At 37.1% G+C, this 20,221-nt stretch carries 16 protein-coding genes and 1 tRNA gene; 5 read left to right on the top strand and 12 right to left on the bottom strand.

What is annotated here, in order from left to right:
• Nucleotides 1-259: 259 nt before the first annotated feature.
• From AC1MPL_RS00560 to AC1MPL_RS00595, 8 genes are all read right to left on the bottom strand, one after another.
• Nucleotides 260-1,081: a glycosyltransferase family 25 protein gene (locus AC1MPL_RS00560; protein ID WP_479763393.1), complete on the bottom strand. Its 822-nt coding sequence runs from the start codon at nt 1,079-1,081 to the stop codon at nt 260-262.
• Nucleotides 1,082-1,086: 5 nt separating this feature from the next.
• The gene (locus tag AC1MPL_RS00565; protein ID WP_479766117.1) at nt 1,087-2,715 is read right to left on the bottom strand and encodes a glycosyltransferase family 2 protein; all 1,629 of its coding nucleotides are present in this window, start codon (nt 2,713-2,715) and stop codon (nt 1,087-1,089) included.
• Nucleotides 2,715-3,473, bottom strand: a complete 759-nt coding sequence (locus tag AC1MPL_RS00570; protein ID WP_479763394.1) for a glycosyltransferase — start codon at nt 3,471-3,473, stop codon at nt 2,715-2,717. Before AC1MPL_RS00570 ends, AC1MPL_RS00565 begins: the two co-directional genes overlap by 1 nt.
• Before the next feature lie 118 nt (nt 3,474-3,591).
• Nucleotides 3,592-4,518 carry a branched-chain amino acid transaminase gene (locus AC1MPL_RS00575; protein WP_023272951.1) on the bottom strand — a complete coding sequence of 309 codons (927 nt, stop codon included), beginning with the start codon at nt 4,516-4,518 and terminating at the stop codon, nt 3,592-3,594.
• 26 nt (nt 4,519-4,544) lie between these two features.
• Nucleotides 4,545-7,295 carry a bifunctional [glutamate--ammonia ligase]-adenylyl-L-tyrosine phosphorylase/[glutamate--ammonia-ligase] adenylyltransferase gene (gene glnE, locus AC1MPL_RS00580; protein WP_479763396.1) on the bottom strand — a complete coding sequence of 917 codons (2,751 nt, stop codon included), beginning with the start codon at nt 7,293-7,295 and terminating at the stop codon, nt 4,545-4,547.
• Nucleotides 7,296-7,366: 71 nt separating this feature from the next.
• Complete coding sequence (locus AC1MPL_RS00585; RefSeq protein WP_479763398.1) at nt 7,367-8,635, bottom strand: sensor histidine kinase; 1,269 nt, start codon at nt 8,633-8,635, stop codon at nt 7,367-7,369.
• 172 nt (nt 8,636-8,807) lie between these two features.
• Nucleotides 8,808-9,338: an N-acetyltransferase family protein gene (locus AC1MPL_RS00590; protein ID WP_479763400.1), complete on the bottom strand. Its 531-nt coding sequence runs from the start codon at nt 9,336-9,338 to the stop codon at nt 8,808-8,810.
• Nucleotides 9,339-10,171: 833 nt separating this feature from the next.
• Nucleotides 10,172-10,258 (bottom strand) — tRNA-Leu (locus tag AC1MPL_RS00595).
• A 160-nt stretch (nt 10,259-10,418) separates the two neighbouring features.
• Between AC1MPL_RS00595 and queA the strand changes: the two genes are divergently transcribed.
• The 5 genes from queA to secF all read left to right on the top strand — a co-directional run bounded on the left by queA (nt 10,419) and on the right by secF (nt 16,194).
• Nucleotides 10,419-11,456, top strand: a complete 1,038-nt coding sequence (queA, locus tag AC1MPL_RS00600) for a tRNA preQ1(34) S-adenosylmethionine ribosyltransferase-isomerase QueA (RefSeq protein WP_479766118.1) — start codon at nt 10,419-10,421, stop codon at nt 11,454-11,456.
• Between the two features lie 252 nt (nt 11,457-11,708).
• Nucleotides 11,709-12,839: a tRNA guanosine(34) transglycosylase Tgt gene (tgt, locus tag AC1MPL_RS00605; protein ID WP_479763401.1), complete on the top strand. Its 1,131-nt coding sequence runs from the start codon at nt 11,709-11,711 to the stop codon at nt 12,837-12,839.
• 89 nt (nt 12,840-12,928) lie between these two features.
• A complete protein-coding gene (yajC, locus tag AC1MPL_RS00610; RefSeq protein ID WP_479763403.1) occupies nt 12,929-13,258 on the top strand; it encodes a preprotein translocase subunit YajC in 330 nt (109 codons plus the stop codon).
• Between the two features lie 55 nt (nt 13,259-13,313).
• Nucleotides 13,314-15,215, top strand: coding sequence for a protein translocase subunit SecD (gene secD, locus AC1MPL_RS00615; RefSeq protein ID WP_479763405.1), 1,902 nt, complete (start codon nt 13,314-13,316; stop codon nt 15,213-15,215).
• A 10-nt stretch (nt 15,216-15,225) separates the two neighbouring features.
• Entirely contained in the window at nt 15,226-16,194 is a 969-nt protein-coding gene (gene secF, locus AC1MPL_RS00620) for a protein translocase subunit SecF (protein WP_479763406.1), read from the top strand.
• A 44-nt stretch (nt 16,195-16,238) separates the two neighbouring features.
• On the opposite strand, the gene AC1MPL_RS00625 is transcribed toward secF, so the two are convergent.
• From AC1MPL_RS00625 to AC1MPL_RS00640, 4 genes are all read right to left on the bottom strand, one after another.
• A complete protein-coding gene (locus AC1MPL_RS00625) occupies nt 16,239-16,853 on the bottom strand; it encodes a 4'-phosphopantetheinyl transferase family protein (RefSeq protein WP_479763408.1) in 615 nt (204 codons plus the stop codon).
• 77 nt (nt 16,854-16,930) lie between these two features.
• Nucleotides 16,931-18,340, bottom strand: coding sequence for a ribosome biogenesis GTPase Der (der, locus tag AC1MPL_RS00630; RefSeq protein ID WP_479763410.1), 1,410 nt, complete (start codon nt 18,338-18,340; stop codon nt 16,931-16,933).
• Nucleotides 18,341-18,343: 3 nt separating this feature from the next.
• Nucleotides 18,344-19,498 carry an outer membrane protein assembly factor BamB gene (gene bamB, locus AC1MPL_RS00635; RefSeq protein WP_479763412.1) on the bottom strand — a complete coding sequence of 385 codons (1,155 nt, stop codon included), beginning with the start codon at nt 19,496-19,498 and terminating at the stop codon, nt 18,344-18,346.
• Complete coding sequence (locus AC1MPL_RS00640) at nt 19,499-20,206, bottom strand: YfgM family protein (protein WP_479763414.1); 708 nt, start codon at nt 20,204-20,206, stop codon at nt 19,499-19,501.
• Nucleotides 20,207-20,221 lie beyond the last annotated feature (15 nt).

A 20,221-nucleotide genomic window follows, 5' to 3' on the forward strand; every position in this document is an offset into this window, starting at 1 on the left:
CATTTTCAAAATTCATAATGTATTTTAGATTCTGTATAACTGCTCTATGCCATAAAAGAATGGAAAACTCAAAATATTTATGTTCATCTAAATATCAAAATTATTTCGCTTTATTTAGAAAAAATATATTGAATCAGAATATTCAATGCAACTGCATCAAAAAAGTTAAACAGAATATTGTCCTTAGAAAAAACTAATTATGTATGAATAGAGTGTTTCTTTTATGTACTTAATACATTGTTTGATTATTTATTAGACCTTAATTTCTAAACTGGTCTAATTTGAAGCGCTCTTTATCTAATACAATATCTCTACGCTTATATTTCAAAAAACCTGTGAGCTGGTGTACACCCAACAATACCTGTTGTATCACTCTATTTTTCTTATATTTCAATTGAGAAGAAAAAGAGAAAGCATGATTGTTCACATGGTTATTTTTAATTAGTCCTATTACCGAACTGTGCATCATACCAACATCCACACCATACATTTGTGCCTTATCACTTTGTAATGCAACGGCTGGCTCGACTTGAAATCTATTTAAATTATAACAGTTCCATATAAACTCATCTGCTAACTTAGGGTAGGTCTGCTCTAACCGCTTCAGTAACTTATCTGCTCCCGATGGAAAAAGAACATATGCGGCTGCACCACTTCTATCTTGATATAACTGAAATATATTATAATCTTTCGCAATGGTTACAATGCTTTCCTTAGAAACCATTTTCTTTCTGCCATGTACTTCAAAATTAATAATATCAATATCTTTAAGCTGTGAAATATCATCAACTATTTTTTTAAAATCCCGCACAAGTACAGCATCATCTTCTAAAATAACGCAAGGTTTCCCTAACTCAACAACAACTTCCCAAGCTTTCTTATGGCTTAAAAAACACGCCAACTCTGACTGCTTCATTGGACGCTGACCATTAAAAGCTAATCTTTCATAATCTTGCGTAGAAATTTCTTTAATAGAAACAGCAGGCAACCTTTCAAAGGTTAAACCAAGGTTCTTAAACTGTTGTTTTTGTTGTTCTAGACGGTCTTCACACTGATCTAAATTAATAATTAAAACATTCAATGAAACTACCCCACACTATTTTTATCATTCTGCTCGTGCCACAACATGAGATATTTATCTAATGTATAGCCCATTGTTGCAATAGCAAAAATAAGCCCGTAACCTTGAGTACGATATGCAGAACGAAAAATATACTCTCTGCAAAATGAAATAAATGCTCTTAAAAATGCACTAATAAGCCAAATTGATTTTTTTCGAGCAGCATTTTGCTGTGCCCATTGATGACTATAATGAATGTTCTTAAACAAGAAATGGTACAAGCTGTCATTAGTATGATGATACAAAACACCTTCTAATACTTCTCTTTTGGCAGATTTTCGGTCTAATGATTCATGTACCTCTGCATGACTAAACTCAAATACAGTACGTGCATATAAACGGTCGTAAGCATCAAAGTATCCTTGACGAACGACTCGACCACAAAAGTAGTCTCTTCTATTCAGTGCATAAACAATATCGTTCTTTACAGGTCCTTGTAGTACATGCAAAACTGCTTGTCTTAAGTCATTATCTAAACGCTCATCGGCATCTAATACTAAAATATAATCAGAGGTTGCATAAGATTGTGCAATTTGGCGTTGCTTACCAAAACCTTGCCAATCTTTATTTTCATACCACTTTGCATTATAGCTTTCTGCAATTTTTTGCGTATTATCCGTACTGCCTGAGTCCAATAGAATAATTTCATCGACTAAATCTTTGACTGTATCTAAACACGCAGCGAGATGTCGTGCTTCATTTTTTACAATCATCACTAGAGATACTGTCGATTGCTTTACCTGCGTATTTAAAGATATTTGTTGTTTGGTTTCGATTTGCGATTGTTTAAAGGCTTGCTCTACCTTATTTTCGGTAAGATCATATAAAATGGCATATTTATTAAAAGTATACTGAGAAAATAATGCAGCATAAAACAGCCCATATTTACCCATTAGAAAACGACCATCTACAATATACTGTTTAAAAAAAGCCCAAAAAGAACGAATAAATATAGATGATACAGATACTCTTTTTCCTTTTGGAAAGCGATCTTCTGCCCAAGCCTTTGCATAAGAGAGTCTTTTATCCAACCAAAATAACGGCGTATCCGCTGTGTGATGTAATAAAAACCCTTCGAGCTTTTTACATACAGCATTGTTGAGTTCTACAGACTCATGTACAAGATTATCATTATATTGAAAGCTTTTAGGATATAAACGCCAGTGTGCTTTTAATGGCCAATATGGGTTATCTATCTTATGCCCAAAAATACAGTCGATCCGTTTAATGCCATAAACGACATGTTCAGGCGGATTATCTATTGCTTTTAAAATACTATCTCGTAAATCAGGTGTAATTTCCTCATCTGCATCTAAAGCAAGAATCCAATCGCCTGTCGCATATTGTTGTGCAATTTGGCGTTGCTTCCCAAATCCCGGCCAGTCAGCATTACAATACCATTTCCCACCTGCTTGCTTTACAAGCTGTTCACTATGATCTGTACTGCCAGAGTCGAGTACAATTAACTCATCAATCCAACCATAAAGTGCAGGTAGGCTTTTTTCTAAATTTTTAGCTTCATTTTTTACAATCATAACCACACTTAAACGGTATGGTCGAGATTGCTGATTGATTGCAGTGATTGAATCCTTCATTACTGCCACGCGTCTTTAATCCAATCTGATGGTAAAACATAGCGATACCACTTCCCACCCGTTCCATTAATCGCATCTGGTGGATTAATTTCCCCATGAAAAATAATTACTTTTACACCTGTAGGTTTAATCGGTGGCTTAAAATAAGCAAAGGGTATTTTATGTAGGCAATGATATTTATAGCTTTTACACCAACTGTCAGGCCAATATGTTAACGTACCATGCTGATCGATAAACCATGATAGATAAGCCTGCTCATTACGGAACTTCTGTCTAATCTCATCAAAGTTTTTTCTAAAATAAGGTAAAATTTCTGGAAATGCACCAATTTTAAAACGATAAACTGAGCTGTTACCTGTAATACGCCAAGGTCGTTTCCAATCATGAATAATTAGAAAATCACCTTCTTGTTGAAAAAAGCAATCGATATTGTCGACAATCACTACATCTAAATCTAAGAAGAGTGCATTACCTTTTAAACCATATAAATCAGGCTCAAATGTAGAAAGTTTATTCCAACCACGTTCAGGGCTACCTTCAGGTAAATCTAAAGGTGGGATTGGGTAACACTCTACTTCAGGTAAAATGCCTTCAGAAATATCTGTCAGACAAACCATTTTAAATGGTAAGGTTAAGTGGCGTTTCACCATGTTATATAAACGATTCACATATTCAGCACCATATTTTGTGCCCCATTTCATACACAAAATAATATTTTCTTGCACTTCCTGTGCATCTGACTTTTGAGAATCTAACATGTTACGCTACCTATTGTTCATAGCCAGTCATCTGACGACAACACGATTTTAGCATAAAGCCCATAAGGCAGATATAAAAAAGGCGAACTTCATGGTTCGCCTTTTCCAAATATTTTAATTAGTTCACATAAGTTAACCAATGTTCATATTTTGGATTTTTACCTTGCACTGCATCAAAGAATGTTTTTTGCAATTCAGTGGTAATTGGACCACGTTTACCTTCACCAATTTGACGGTCATCGTATTCACGAATTGGCGTTACTTCTGCCGCCGTTCCTGTAAAGAATGCTTCATCTGCAATATAGAATTCATCACGTGTAATACGGCGTTCTACAACCTCATACCCTAGATCTTTAGCAATGGTAATAATTGTCTGACGAGTAATCCCCTCAAGCGCACCGCCTGCCAAATCTGGTGTATGTAAAACACCATCTTTAATGAGGAATACATTTTCACCTGAACCTTGGCATACAAACCCTTGTGGATCCATCAGCATTGCTTCGTCATACCCAGCTTGAGCAACTTCTTGGTGTGCCAAAATAGATACCGTATAGTTACCACAAGCCTTTGCTTTACACATTGTCACGTTTGGATGGTGATGTGTAAATGAAGAAGTTTTAACACGAATACCTTGCGCCATTGCTTCTTCACCTAAGTATGCACCCCAACCCCATGCAGCAACAGCCGCGTGAATTGAGTTATCTGTCGAAGCAATACCTAGCTTTTCAGAACCAATCCAAATAAATGGACGCAAGTAGCATGAATTGAGTTTATTTTCACGGACTACATCAATTTGAGCTTGTTCTAAAGTCGCTTGGTCATAAGTGACTTTCATCTGATAAATCTTTGCAGAGTTCAGTAAGCGTTTAGTATGATCTTTTAAACGAAAAATTGCTGGGCCTTTTGGTGTTTCATAAGCGCGTACGCCTTCAAAGACACCCATACTATAATGTAGTGTATGTGTTAGGACGTGAACTTTTGCATCACGCCAATCAATTAACTTTCCATCTTGCCAAATAAAACCATCACGATCAGCCAAATTCATGGCACACACTCCAAATTTCTACATTATTATTGACTGTCCAACGCACTTCCTGCAGTTGGATCAATTAGTTTTTGCCACAATTTGCAAACGATCTCGCGGGTGTCTTGCCAATCCGCTGCTTGAACTTGCATGTTATGATTTGCAAGGGCTAAACGGTGGCTTTCAGCTCGTTCACTCAGGTAAGCTTGAATCAAAGCATGTGCTTCGGCACTGGATAAATTGCCAAGTCTTGCAGCATCTTCTAAGATTCGAACATTGTCAGAGTAGCGGGCGAGATCGGGTTTCGTCCCACTCCATGCCAACACCATATACTGTGCCATAAATTCAATATCAACGATACCACCTGTATCCTGTTTTAAATGAAAAATACCAGATTTTTTTTCTGTCTCATTTGAACCAAGATGCGCTTTCATCTTTTGACGCATCTTTAATACTTCATCTTGAACAACTGTAATATCACGCGCTTGGGTTAATACTTGCCTACGGATATTCTCAAATGCCTTACGTAAGTCTTCATCACCTGCAATAGAGCGTGCTCGTACCAATGCCTGATGCTCCCATAGCCATGCACTTTTTTCCTGATATAAACTATATGCACGTAAACTTGTCACCAATACACCCGCCTCTCCTGAAGGACGAAGGCGTGTATCAATTTCATAGGCACGACCATCTAAAGTTTGCGTTGTCATCAGTGACATAAACTTTTGTGCAACTTTTAAAGCAAATTCAAAACCTGAAATTTTCTTTAAGCCGTTAGTATCGGTTTGTTCCTCTAAATCATGAATAAATACAAGATCTAAATCTGACCCATAGCCCAACTCTATACCGCCAAGCTTGCCATACCCAATAACAATAAATCCCTTGATATCTAAAGTACATCGCTGTCCATTTTTAAGAACAGGAAAACCAAACCGATCAGCAACTGCTCGATATGCCAAATGTAACGTGGTTTCCACACTCACCTCTGCAATATCTGTCAGTGCATCAGACACTTTCATTAAAGGACTTTCAGCCAAGACATCACTTGCTGCTACTGCCAATACATGGCTTTTCTTAAATAAGCGCAAAATACGCATTTGATCTTCGATTTGATCAACTTCTACACGCAAAAGTTGATGTCGCATCGCATCTTGTAAATCGGGTCGAGTTGGTAGCTCAAAATCCATTGAGAGAAAGTCATCCAATAGTACAGGGTATTGTGTTAACTCTTCACAAATCCAAGGACTGACCACAGCCATTTTAATTAATCGTTGCAATGCCCCTTTACTCTCTACAAGCATAACCAAATATACCGTACGCCTTAGAACAGATTCGACCAATGGTATTAACCGCAACAATGCACTTTGTGGTTTCTCTGACTGTAAGACAAGTTCAATAAAAGGTGTCCAAAATGCTTTTAAACGTTTCAATGCCTGAGCAGGTAATTTCTTCACGGCATTACTTGACCAAAACTCATGAACAAGTTGCCTTGCAGATTCATCTAAATGTTCACTTAAATGTTGCTGTAAATTTTCTTGGTTTTCGGCAACTTCAATATCTATATTTTCTTGAATTAGCAATTTAAACTGTGCTTTCACAATATTTCGATGTATATCTAAGTCACTAATAAACTCAGACCATGTGCTATAACCTAAAGCAATAAGCAAGCGCGCTTTTAAATCATCTGTTATTGGTAAAGATTGTGTTTGTTGATCATTAAGTGCTTGAATTGCATGTTCAACACACCTTAGAAAAAGATATGCCTCTTTAAGTTGTTTCACAACAGACGTAGTTAAGAGTTCCATCTCAGCAAGATGTGCTAAGCTCACTAAACATTGCCTATCTTGTAACTCTAACTTTGCCCCACCATAAATTAGCTGAAAGACCTGCACAATAAATTCAATTTCTCGAATACCGCCTGCACCCAATTTAATATCATCTTGTAAATTGCGCCGAACAACCTCTTTTTCTATCATGCTTTTCATCTCACGCATGGCAGCAAAAGCGGTATAGTCAACATAACGGCGGAACACAAAAGGGCGTGTCATGGCAAGAAGTTCTTGCCCTTTGCCTATACCAGTAATCACTCTCGCTTTAATCCAAGCATAACGCTCCCACTCTCGTCCATGCTGAATTAAATATTTTTCGAGTGCAGCATAGCTTAGTGCTAAAGGAGAGCCTTCTCCCCAAGGGCGTAAACGCATATCTACTCGAAAAACAAAACCATCTGCCGTAATATGGTCAAGCAAATAAATAATTTTCTGCCCCCATAAAATACAAAATTGCTGTACATCAATGACTTTTTTACCATTGGTCTCACCTTGCTCATCAAATGCAAAGATAAGGTCAATATCACTTGATAAATTTAGTTCTTGTGCACCAAGTTTCCCCATCCCAATGACAATCAGATCTTGTACTAAACCGTCTATACCAATCGGTTCGCCATATTTTTGCAGTAATGGTTTTTTTGCAAAGTCTTTTGCTTCACTTATACATATATCTGCAAAGTCAGAAAGCTCTTTTGTTAGTTGCACAACATTAGTCAGTTTATTTACGTCTTGCCATATCCAACGAAACATTAATCTTGCACGTAAAATACGCAACAACTTCATCCATTGTTGCTCATCTTCTACTTCTTCCAAAGCCTTTTGCGTTATTAATACAACTTCCTTCTGAGAAAGAACGCTCAAATACTGATCTAACTTATAATCTTCTTCAATCTGTTCACGATAAATAGAAAAGACTTTCTCGGCATATACACTTGCGCTTAACGTTTTTTCTAGTTGTTCGCCATTCATGCTCTAACCTGCATTTTCTGCCAATATACAAGTCAAACATAGAATAATTTAAATGTTTTGTCTTTAATTATTTACACAGCAATTTTCTCAACACGCTGTTTTACATTATATTCTTTCTGCATATTAGGTAGTAAAATCTCAAATGTTGTACCTAAACCTTTTTTCGATTTTACTGTAATTTCACCATGGTTTAAATCGACAAATCGCTTACATAAAACCAGCCCAAGACCTGTACCTTTCTCACCTGCTGTACCTATCAATGAGGTTTTTATTTTTGGCTGAAAGATTTCACGCTGTTGCTGGTCATCCATTCCTAAGCCTGTATCAGTAATAGAAATACGCACATTATCCTGATCATTCTCGGCAAAAATCACGACCTTACCCGAACCATCTGTAGGTGTAAATTTCAGCGCATTCGATACAAGATTCTGTAAGATCGAAGTAACCATGTTCATATCGGCATATACTTCAAGTTGATCTGGTATTTGGTCAACCAATTCAATTTTTTTATTCATAGCCAAACTGTTCAACACACCCGTTACAATGTGGCTTGAGCGTTGCAAACAAAATGCTTTAGGATGGTATACAAACTGTCCACCTTCTGCCATAGCCCAATTTAGTAAGTTTTCTAATAGATGATATGTAGACTGTGCTGTATCATTTAAATAACTAGCAATACGGTGTAGACTATCTGTATCTAAAGTAGAAATCTCATCTGCTAAGACTTCAGAAAAACCCAATAATCCATGAAATGGCGCACGTAAATCATGCGCTATAATTTGGAAAAATTTAGTCTGACTATACGTCAAAGCTGCAAAGTCATCATTTTTTTCTTTCAATTGTATATTTGACTGTTTTAGCTCTATATACTCACCTAAGTCTGTACATAACTCTGTTACTTCTTCAATAACATTTGTATCCAACGTTCTTTTTTTATCATCAAAAAGTATCATAAAGCCAATAGGCATATTATTTATTTGTATCCTACAAATAAACATGCTTTCTATATTGGAGAAATGATTTGCTAAATGCGTTCTCACCTCTTCATAAGAAGGCTCATTGATATCAATATATTGTTTTTTTTGCAAATAGGACACTAGAAGTTGAACTACAGATTCACATGTATGCTGTACTTCCAAACCATTTTCTGTGCGATCTGAATACCTCCATATATAAGGCTCATCTTTAAATATACAAATACTATGCTCAAACGACGTTTTTTGTTTTACTCGACGTAAAAAGCGCATTAATTTATTGTTATTTTTAGAAGCATTAAGCAAAAGTGCAAAATGGCATGCACTGAATTGCTCAATACGATCTATATATGATGATATTGCCATGGAGTCCCTCTCATATCATTGTGTTCTAGTTTTCACGACGGAGAAACCTTACTTAGACAGTGTTAACTTTTTTTACAAAAAAATCAAACAATGAATAAAAGTGTTACATTTAATTAATTTATTTTTAATTTACTGTAAATATTAGTTTACCCACAGTTTCATCCATTTTTTGTTAACCTTTTAGCATTTTATTGTCATTCGATAAAATAATTTGGTAGAAAGCCAAATCAAGCCAGCGGTTAAATTTAAACCCTATCTCAGGTAATGTACCTGCCCAACGAAAGCCAAGCTTTTCGTGTAAACGTATACTACCTTCATTTTGAGCATCTATAGCGCCAATCATGGTATGAATACCATTTTTTGTAGCTTCTTGAATAATTTTTTGCATCAGTTTAAAACCGAGTCCCAAACCACGATAATCTTTATGAATATAAACTGAGTGCTCTACAGTATAAGCATTTGCAGGAAAATTTCGAAATGCACCATAAGTCACAAAACCCATTAATACATCTTGTGCATTTTCAAAGCCAATAACAGGAAAACCACCCTCTTCTTTTACTTTAAACCATTGTTCAACCTTAGCTAAGGTTCTTTCTTCATACTCATATAAAGCCGTCGAATTTAGAATTGCTTCATTAAATATTTCCAAGATACTCTGACCATGTTTTGCAAAGGTACAGTTCACAACATTAAATTCATTCATTTTTATCAGACTACGATTTACTATTATCTTATAATAAATATTGTAAGCTAGTTCCATCTCGTTGTAAGCAGTTTATATCTCTTTTAAATTAGCTAACCGAATCACTATTATTTTCTTAATAATTTCTGAACTCGCACTTTCTGCCACTGCACTAATTTTTGGGAAAAATAAGTAAACGTAGCCACACAACAAATAAATACAACCCCCATGTTGTAATAGGCCAGATTACCCATAATTTTTGAGGTGTAAAAATAAATAAAATTTAATAGGCTAATTCTTGAATATACAAGAGACTATACTTTTTTGGATGAAGTTCAATACTTTTCACTTACATCTATTCTTGAAAAATACAAATATAGAAATATTCGTGCAGCTCTACTCATATTAAGTTTATATATTCAAAAATTATAGGGGAGCTTCTATGCTTATGGTTTATTTTAGGGATTAGTCTACCCATTACCCCCTATAGAGTAAGCGCTCAAGCACAGATCAAACACGCCTAACTTTATTCAGTACACAGTTTGCTTTTTGTCATGAATTTTGACTAATGTGCTATTTATTAGTTGGTTACATTAGTCATTTGGAAATATCTTTTTTGCTTTTTAATGATTAAATTATCGTACTTATTTTGCTTATCACCACACTCATATTTTGGAAAAGTGAAGAAATTGCTATTGAACACAGACATGATGATTTAGCACCTGATCATCCACACCTCGTAATGCATTGTCAGCATGGCGTGCATAAACATGAAATTCAAATTAACGAATATCATTAAGAATAGTTAAGAAAGGGATAAAATTTTTTATAAGAAGACTTACGAATGTAAGACTTGGTCCCGAGGGTCGGACTCGAACCGACACATCATCTCTGATAGTGGATTTTGAATCCACCGCGTCTACCAATTTCACCACCTCGGGAAGAGTATGGGTTTGTGTTGATGTATATTACGCAATTTCCTTACATTGTCAATAAAATTGTGTTCGAGTTGTTTCTTTTTAAAGCAAATACGATTTAAAGCCTTTGTATGCTTAAAACAGAAAATGTTTATAATAGATAAAATTTGCTTTAATGATGACTATGCAGCTTTCTGACTTTAACTTCGACCTTCCAGATGAACTCATTGCACGTTACCCACTCGAACAACGTAGTGCCTCGCGTCTTTTACACATAGATAAAACAGGTGTATATCATGACCATCAATTCACTGACATTGTAGACTTACTCAATGAAGGTGACTTATTGGTACTAAATGATACCAAGGTAATGAAAGCACGCTTAAAAGGGAAACGTGAAAGTGGTGGTGCTGTCGAAGTTTTAGTGGAGCGTATGCAAGATCAATTCATTGCTCATTGTCATATTAAAGCAAGTAACTCACCAAAACCTGAAACCACATTATTCATTGGTAAAGATGCTGTGCCTGTAACAGTCAAAGGCCGCCATGAGAACCTTTATATTGTCGAATTTTCACAGCCTATTTTGACTATACTCGATTTATATGGTCAGCTTCCAATTCCTCCTTATTTCAACAGAGAAGCAGAAGACATTGATACCGAACGTTATCAAACCGTTTTCAATGACCCAACAAAACTTGCAAGTGTTGCCGCACCTACCGCTAGTCTTCACTTTGATGATACGCTACTCAAAAAACTCGAACAAAAAGGTATCCAAAAAACATTTGTGACATTACATGTTGGTGCAGGTACTTTTTTGCCTGTGCGTACCACTGATATTAAAAATCATATTATGCACAGTGAATGGTGTAATGTGCCATCTGAAACAGTCGACTTAATTCAAGCAACCAAAGCGCGAGGAAATAAAGTTATTTCAGTGGGTACAACCGCAACACGTGCGGTAGAAAGTGCGGCTCAAGCGCATCAAGGTAAACTTCAGGCATGGACAGGCGATACACAAATTTTTATTTATCCAGGATATAAATTCTGTGTGGTCGATCGCTTAATTACAAATTTTCACCTCCCAGAATCAACTTTACTGATGCTGGTTTCAGCACTTTCTAATCGTGAAAATATTCTAAAAGCATACCAACATGCTGTAGCAGAAAAATATCGTTTCTTTAGTTATGGCGATGCCATGCTTATTGACCAAGCAACCGTATAAATATAAGGCGATACTAATATAGGTATCGCCTTCTTGTATCATCATTCAGCATCTTGTCATTCATTTGAAATAGTTAATTTTCTTATAAAAAAATAAAAAACTAAATCTTGGAAAAAACATAGACTTCCTTACAAAACACCTGAATAAAAGGTGGCATCTCTACGCATAATTTAGGAAAATAGAACACTTTTAAAGAAGTGCTTATGCACTCAGCATCAGCGAACTGTTTTTTCGCCTTGATTCGGATGACATATGAAGTTTGAAAAGTTAGGTCAGTCTGGTCGTGCCCGTCGTGGCCGCTTAACACTTGAACATGGTGTGGTTGAAACACCTGTATTTATGCCAGTTGGTACGTATGGCACAGTAAAAGGCATGCTTCCTCGTGATATCGAAGACATTAATGCCCAAATTATTTTAGGAAATACATTCCATCTTTACTTACGCCCTGGTTTAGAGGTCATTAAAGAACATGGCGGTCTACACGAGTTTATGAAATGGAATAAACCCATTTTAACAGATTCAGGCGGCTTCCAAGTTTTCAGCTTAGGTGCAATGCGTAAAATTAAAGAAGAAGGCGTTACCTTTAGATCACCTATCGATGGTTCTAAAGTATTTTTATCACCTGAAATTTCAATGGAAATTCAGCAAACACTCAATTCAGATATCGTAATGATTTTTGATGAGTGCACGCCCTACCCTGCTACCCATGAACAAGCACAGCAGTCATTACAACTCAGCCTGCGTTGGGCAAAACGTTGTAAAACAGCACATACTAAGAATGGCAACCCTAACGCACTCTTTGGTATTATCCAAGGTGGTATGTATGAAGACTTACGTGATGAATCTTTAAAGGGTCTCCTTGATATCGACTTCGATGGTTATGCGATTGGTGGCCTCTCTGTTGGTGAGCCTAAAGATGAAATGATTAAGGTATTAGACTACCTACCCAAAAAAATGCCAGAAGACAAACCACGTTATTTAATGGGTGTTGGAAAACCAGAAGATATCGTCGAAGCAGTTCGTCGTGGTGTAGATATGTTTGACTGTGTTATGCCAACACGTAATGCACGTAATGGACACTACTTCGTAACCGATGGTTTAGTACGTATTCGTAATAGTAGATACCGTCACGACCAAGGTCCTTTAGACCCTCATTGTGATTGCTATACTTGCAAAAACTTTACACGTGCATATTTATACCATTTAGAGAAGTGTGGCGAAATGCTGGCTTCTATGCTAGGTACAATACATAACTTACGTTATTACTTACGCCTTACAGAAACGATGCGCCATGCACTTGATGAAGGAACATTTGATGCCTTTGTAGAAGACTTCTATACCCGCCGTGGTCTAGAAGTACCACCTTGCCCTGCCGATGAGTAATATGCATACATTTGCGCTCATTGCCAAGACAAGGTACATTGCTCAAGTAATCAAGTATCTTTTTTGATTTTATTATTTAGGAAATTTAAATGAGCCTGTTTATTTCTACTGCTCACGCCGCTGAAGGCGCTGCACAGCAACCAAGCATGATTGCCAATATTGGTATGATTGTTGTTTTCGTTGCGATCTTTTATTTTTTAATTTGGCGCCCACAATCTAAACGTGCCAAAGAGCACCGTACCCTCATTGAGAGCTTAGGTGAAGGAAGTGAAGTGGTGTTTGCAGGCGGTCTAATGGGCCGTATTAAAAAAATTGAGGGTGACTATGCAGTCGTTGAACTAAGTCGCGGTGTAGAAATCAAAATTCAACGTTCAAGCGTTGTTTCTGTACTACCAAAAGGCACTCTAAATAGTCTTTAATTTTTTATTTCAAGTCGTGCCAATGCACGACTTTCTCATATTAAGAAGATAGCAAATGCGTTACCCAGCATGGAAATATTTACTAATCATTTTTGTTCTTGTGATTAGTACATTATACGCACTGCCAAGTTTGTACCCAGATGAACCTGCTGTTCAGATCTCGGGAGCGAAGGCTGGTACAACGATTGACCAGTCTATCTTACAAAAAGCAGAGCAAATTTTACAAAGCGAACAAATTGCAAGTCACAACAATAGCTTTACAAATAATGCTGCGTTACTACGCGTAAGTAACTCTAGCACACAATTAAAAGCTCAAGATGCTTTACGTCGCGGTCTTGGTGACAACTATGTTGTTGCATTAAACCTTGCACCAACTACACCACTATGGCTACAAAAAATTGGTGCTAAACCAATGAAGCTTGGTCTTGACTTACGTGGTGGTGTTCATTTTCTACTTGAAGTAGATATGGATAAAGCAATTGCGCAACGCATGGAAACATCTACGACAGATTTACGTCGTCAGTTCCGTGATAATAATATTAAATTTAATAATATAAGTTTAAATAATAATGTTATTACTGTGCAGTTTGCAGACAACAATGATCGTGATAATGCAATGGGATTCTTACGTCGTAATGGCAATGAGTTTTCTCAACAAGCACTTGCAACCGATACAGGGCCAACATTACGCCTAAACTATACAGATACACGACGTCAGGAAATTCAATCATACGCTGTTAACCAAAACTTAACGACACTTCGTAACCGTATTAACGAGTTAGGTGTTGCTGAGGCTGTTGTACAAACAGAAGGTAGCAACCGTATTGTTGTCGAATTACCAGGTGTACAAGATACCGCAGAAGCAAAACGTGTCCTTGGTCGTACAGCAAACTTAGAGTTCCGCTTAGTTGCAAACCAAAATGATCAATATATTGACCCTTATACAGGGAAATATAATGGGCAACCTTTACCTGCAGGTACTGAACTGTTTGCGTATCAATCACTCAATAGTGGTCGTCAAATCTTACTACAACGTAACCGCATTTTAACGGGTGAACGTGTTCAGAATGCATCTTCTGGTTTAAGCCAAGACTCTGGCGGTGCGGAAGTAAACATCACACTTGATAGTGCTGGTGGTAAGCTGATGTCAGATGCGACACGTAGTGCTGTTGGTAAACGTATGGCTGTATTATTTATTGAAAATAAACAGCGTATTACCTACGTTACCGATCCACATACAGGTGTTCAAACAGAAGTCCGCACACCTTATACAGAATCTGTAGTTATCAACGCAGCAACGATTCAGCAAATGCTTGGTTCACAGTTCCGTATTACTGGTTTAAGTTCACCTCAAGAAGCTGCTGAGCTATCGCTCATGTTACGTTCGGGTGCACTTGCTGCTCCAATGTACTTTGTAGAAGAGCGTGTCGTTGGTCCTAGCCTTGGACAAGAAAATATCGACAAAGGTATTTTATCTACCGAAGTTGGCTTTATTCTTGTTGCACTATGGATGATTGTCTTCTTCCGCTTATTTGGTTTGATTGCAAACTTTGCGTTGGTATTTAACCTCGCAATGATTCTAACCATTATGTCTTGGATTGGTGCCTCTCTTACCCTACCTGGTATTGCAGGTATTGTAATTACCATTGGTATGGCAGTCGATGCAAACGTTCTAATTTGTGAGCGTATCCGAGAAGAAATGAAGTGGGGAGCATCGCCGAAACAAGCGATTGTTGCAGGTTATGATCGTGCCTATAACACCATTTTCGACTCGAATTTAACAACATTTATTGTTGCTTTCATTCTATTTGCAATTGGTTCAGGCCCTATTAAAGGATTTGCCGTTACACTTATGATTGGTATTATTTGTTCAATGTTTACAGCAATTACTGTAACTCGTGCAATTGTCCAACTTATTTATGGCAAGCGTCGTAACTTACAAAAGTTGAGTATCTAAGGAGATTAATATGACCAAAGTAACTCAACCAGAGAAGCAATACGGCCGCCCAGATAACGAACGTATTATTCACTTTATGAAGGTTGCTAAACCAGCAGCAATCATCTCTGTGCTTATTACGCTTGCAAGTATCTTTTTCATTTGTACCAAAGGTTTGAACCTCGGTTTAGACTTTACAGGTGGTATTGCTGCAGAAGTAACGTATCAAAAAGGTGTCGATCAAGACCAAGTTGTTCAATCTCTTGAAAAATCTGGTTTTAAACATAGTGTTGTACAAACATTAGGAAGCAACACCGATTTGCTCATCCGCATGCCTGTACAAGACATGAAAGTTGAAGACCTCAATGCATCGCTTACAAAAGCAGTCCAAGTACCAAATAATGTTGCAACATTGCATAAAGTTGACTCTGTGGGTGGTCAAGTAGGAAATGAGCTTTATGTACGCTCTGCGGGTGCTGTAGCACTTGCTCTGCTACTCATGCTTATTTATGTAACGATCCGATTTGAGTTTAAAATTGCAATGGGTGCAATCTTATCGTTATTCCACGACATCATTGCAATTTTAGGTGCTTTTGCCCTAATGCAGTGGCCTTTCGACCTCACAGTTTTAGCTGCTGTGCTTGCGGTTATTGGTTTCTCACTGAATGATAATATTGTGGTCTCTGACCGTATTCGTGAGAACTTCCGTAAAATTCGTGGTGCATCACCACGCGAAGTGATTGATATTGCACTCACGGAGACATTACGCCGTACAGTACATACTTCTATGACTCTAACACTTGTTGTTGTTTCTATGATGTTCTTAGGTGGTGATGGCCTACATTGGTTCTCTGTTGCAATGTTTGTAGGTATTTTTGTAGGTACTTATTCATCTATTTATATTGGTACAGCATTTGCACTTTGGAGAGGCTTAAACCGCCAAGATTTCATTGTACAAGTCAAACCTGAATTTGATGAAGAACACCACAATATTCCATAATAGTATTTCTCTTCATAAAAACAGCACCTCATATGGTGCTGTTTTTATTTGAAAATAATATCTGCATCAATACCAACATCTTGATAAGCAACCGTCATCATAGAAAATTTCATATCAAAGCATTGATAGCGAAATAAACCAAGTTTTTCATGTCTTACCATACCGATGTTACTTTGATCATCAATATTTGTGTTTAATGATTTTAAACTGAGTCGAATACCCAAACCATGTGCTTTAAGCACAGCTTCTTTAATCGTCCAAATTTTTAACCAAATTTTTTTACTTTTTCCCATTTCTTCCCATTTTCGTACTTCTTCTATATGGAAATATCTTTTAGCTAAAGCATCCATGTGAATACTTCTTGAAAAATCTTCTATATCAACACCCACATGAATATTCTGTTTGTTATATGCCAATGCATAGAAGGATTGACTATGTGAGTGATTAAAACATAAATAAGGATAGTCAATTGCATATGGTTTTCCATACCGATCTTCTGTAATATTTATTGACTTATCCGTCTTTAAAAATTCTTTTAAATAAAAATTACGTTGCATTTGAATATTTTTCTTTTCTATTTTAGTCAGTACTTTTTTATGTGTGTAATTCTCTGTATTCAACAGCTTTTCTAGACAAAGATAGTGAACAAATATTTTCATAGATACATTTCTAAGCAATTGATTTAAATTAAAAAGCCAAGCATAAAGATGCTTGGCTTTTTTATATTTAAGCAGTATTAACGCTTATATTTCTTCTCAGCTTTCTTGAATTTTTGCACATAACGACGGCGACGTGCAGCAGTACGCTCATCTAACTGTGACTTACGACCTTCAAATGGATTCTCTGAAGTCTTAAATTCAATTCTCACTGGTGTTCCTTCAAGCTTATAGACTTTACGGAAAATATTTTCTAAATAACGACGGTAATCAGCAGGTGTTTTATCTACTTTATTACCATGAATCACGATCGTTGGTGGGTTTTGTCCGCCCATATGCGCATAACGCATTTTAATACGACGACCTTGAATTTGTGGTGGCTGATGCTGATCAGTCGCATCATTCAAAATTTGAGTTAATTTTGAAGGTGATACTTTTAAATTTGCTGATTCATATGCACGATGGATAGATGGATAGAGATCACCAACACCTGTGCCATGTAAAGCAGAAATAAGATGGATTTTTGCCCAAGGAATAAAATCAAAACGTCTTTCTACATCTAACTTCACTTGCTTACGATCATATTCGGACATATTGTCCCACTTATTAATCGCAATTACTAAAGCTCGACCTGCTTGTAAAGCATAGCCAATAAGATGTAAATCTTGCTCAACAATACCTTCTCTTGCATCAATAACAGCAACAATCACATGTGCATCTTTAATCGCTTGTAACGTTTTCACAATTGAGAACTTCTCAATTGTTTCATCCACCTTACCTTTACGTCGTACACCTGCTGTATCAATTAGCGTATATTTACGTTCATTACGCTCGTAAGGAATATAAACAGAGTCTCGTGTTGTGCCCGGCATATCATAAACGACAACACGCTCTTCACCTAAAAGGCGATTCACAAGTGTTGATTTACCAACATTTGGACGACCGATTACCGCAAGACGTAAACCTGTAAGTTTATCTAATGTCTCTGGATTCTCATCTTCTGGCACATCAATTAAGATGTCTTCAAGCATTTGTGCAACGCCACGACCATGACTTGCTGCAACATGCATCGGCTCACCAAGGCCAAGTTTATAAAACTCGACAACAGCAGCTTCAGCATGAACACCATCAACTTTATTGGCAACTAAGAAAACTTTTTTTCCAAGAGCACGTAAATCTCTTGCAATTTGTTCATCTGAAGCCAATAAACCCGCACGCGCATCTACGACAAAAACAATCATATCAGCTTCATGGATGGCAGTTTTAGACTGCTCAGCCATATAGCTATCTATGCCTTGTTCGCTTTCACCAATACCACCAGTATCCACCACAATAAACGATTTATTTTGATACACGGCATCACCATATTTGCGGTCACGTGTTAGACCAGCAAAGTCAGCAACAAGAGCATCACGGCTTTTAGTGATTTGGTTAAATAATGTCGATTTTCCGACATTTGGACGCCCAATCAGCGCAATTACGGGTTTCATAAATTAACGATTCTGCCAAACGCTTAACGCGCCTTTTTGAGTTGAAACATAGAGTTGGTTATCAACAACACGTAATGAAGTTACATCACCTTTTGTCATTGAACGACCAATAATTTTACCAGTACTCGGATCAAGTAAGCTTAATGCACCATCAAAATCACCAACAACAAGATCTGAGCCAAGCAATACAGGATTACTTAAGTTACGGTGTAGAAGTTGATCATTTTCCCACAACTTCTCCCCTGTCAACAAGCCATAAGCAATAATTTTACCATCCATTGTCGTAATATACACAGCATCTTGTGTCACTTCTGGACGTTTATTACTACTTGCGTTATCACTCCATACAACTTGTTGCTGTTGTAGATCCGTTACGGTCACTTGTCCTTGATAACTTGTTGTTACCATGAACTGTCCCATCATGACAGGGTCACCATCAATATCATTAAGACGCTGAACATCTGTTGAACCTTCAGCAACCGCAACACGGCGTTGTAGTCGCGGAATACCACTTACGACATCAATACCATAGACATAAGCATTTGCTGTACCAATAAGTACTGTATTTGGATCTAATTGTGTTGGTGCAGCTTGACCACGTAAGCTTAAGGCCACAGTTGGTAAACGGTATGTCCACAACTGCTGACCAGAGTTTACATCATTTGCGTACACATTACCGTCATTAGTGACAGTGATCACTCGACCTTGTTGGATATAAGATGGTGTAATAATTGGGCCAGATAATTGACTTGTCCATTTTACTGCACCTGTCGCTTCATCTAATCCAAAAAGTTGTCCTTTTTGATCACCAACAATGACCACACCATTGCCTACAACTGCACCCGCACTCAATGTTCCATGCTTAGAAATGCGTGTTGTCCAAAGACGCTTATTACCTTGAAAAGCTTCAACCGTATCTTTTTTAGGATCAATGAAAAATAATGTACCATTATCCACTGCAATTTGTAGACGTAAGGGATCATTCTTATTTGTTGCAGAAACATGCTCAGAAAAAACTTGTTGTAAGGTTTTAGCTTGAACAAGTTTTGGTAATGGATTTGGTTTAATTTTTTCAACTTTTGGCTTATTACTTGAGCAGCCCACTAAAGCAGCAGCAACAAGAGTCAACACAAAAGGTATTTTAAATCTTTTATTCATTTAAGAGTCATCCGCTTGTGTTTTCAAAATTGGACTTTCAATATCTGGATCATTTACAACAATACCAACACTTTCAAGTTTAGTACGTAAAATTTGTGGTTGTTGTTTCTGCTCAACAGCCTCTTTCCATGCATTTTGATAAGCTGTACGTGCATTCACAACATCATTTTTATACACAAAAATATCGCCACGTGCTTCATCTACAGTTGCCTTAAATGAAGGCAACTTAATTAAATCAAGTGTTTTAACTGCTTCATCATATTTCTTTTCAGCAATTTGTACATATGCAAGATGTAAATTAACCAGCGCAATTAAGCCTTCATCACTGACTTTAGACCCTTGCACTTTCAGTAAAGCACGTTCTGCTGAAGCATAATCACCACGATCAGAATATGCTTTTGCAACGACCAACTCTGCTTGTATTGCTTGTGCTGTATCTATACCATTATTTACAATAGCATCTGCCGATGTGACTAAACCAACCATCGCATTTTTATCAGACATAGAAGCTGACTGAGCTTGATCCATCAATTGCTGCACACGAGCGGTTTCATTTTGCCCTGTTACAAGCTGCTTCTTTTGCCAATAGTTCCAGCCAAAAAAAGCAATTAACGCAATGAGTACACCACTAACAACTGTCGACCCATACTTCTTTGTCAGTGATTTTAAATTATCGAGTTGCTCTTCTTCTGTTAGTGCACTACTCATCTGACGATCCCTTTT

This window comes from Acinetobacter sp. N1-1, from assembly GCF_056711485.1.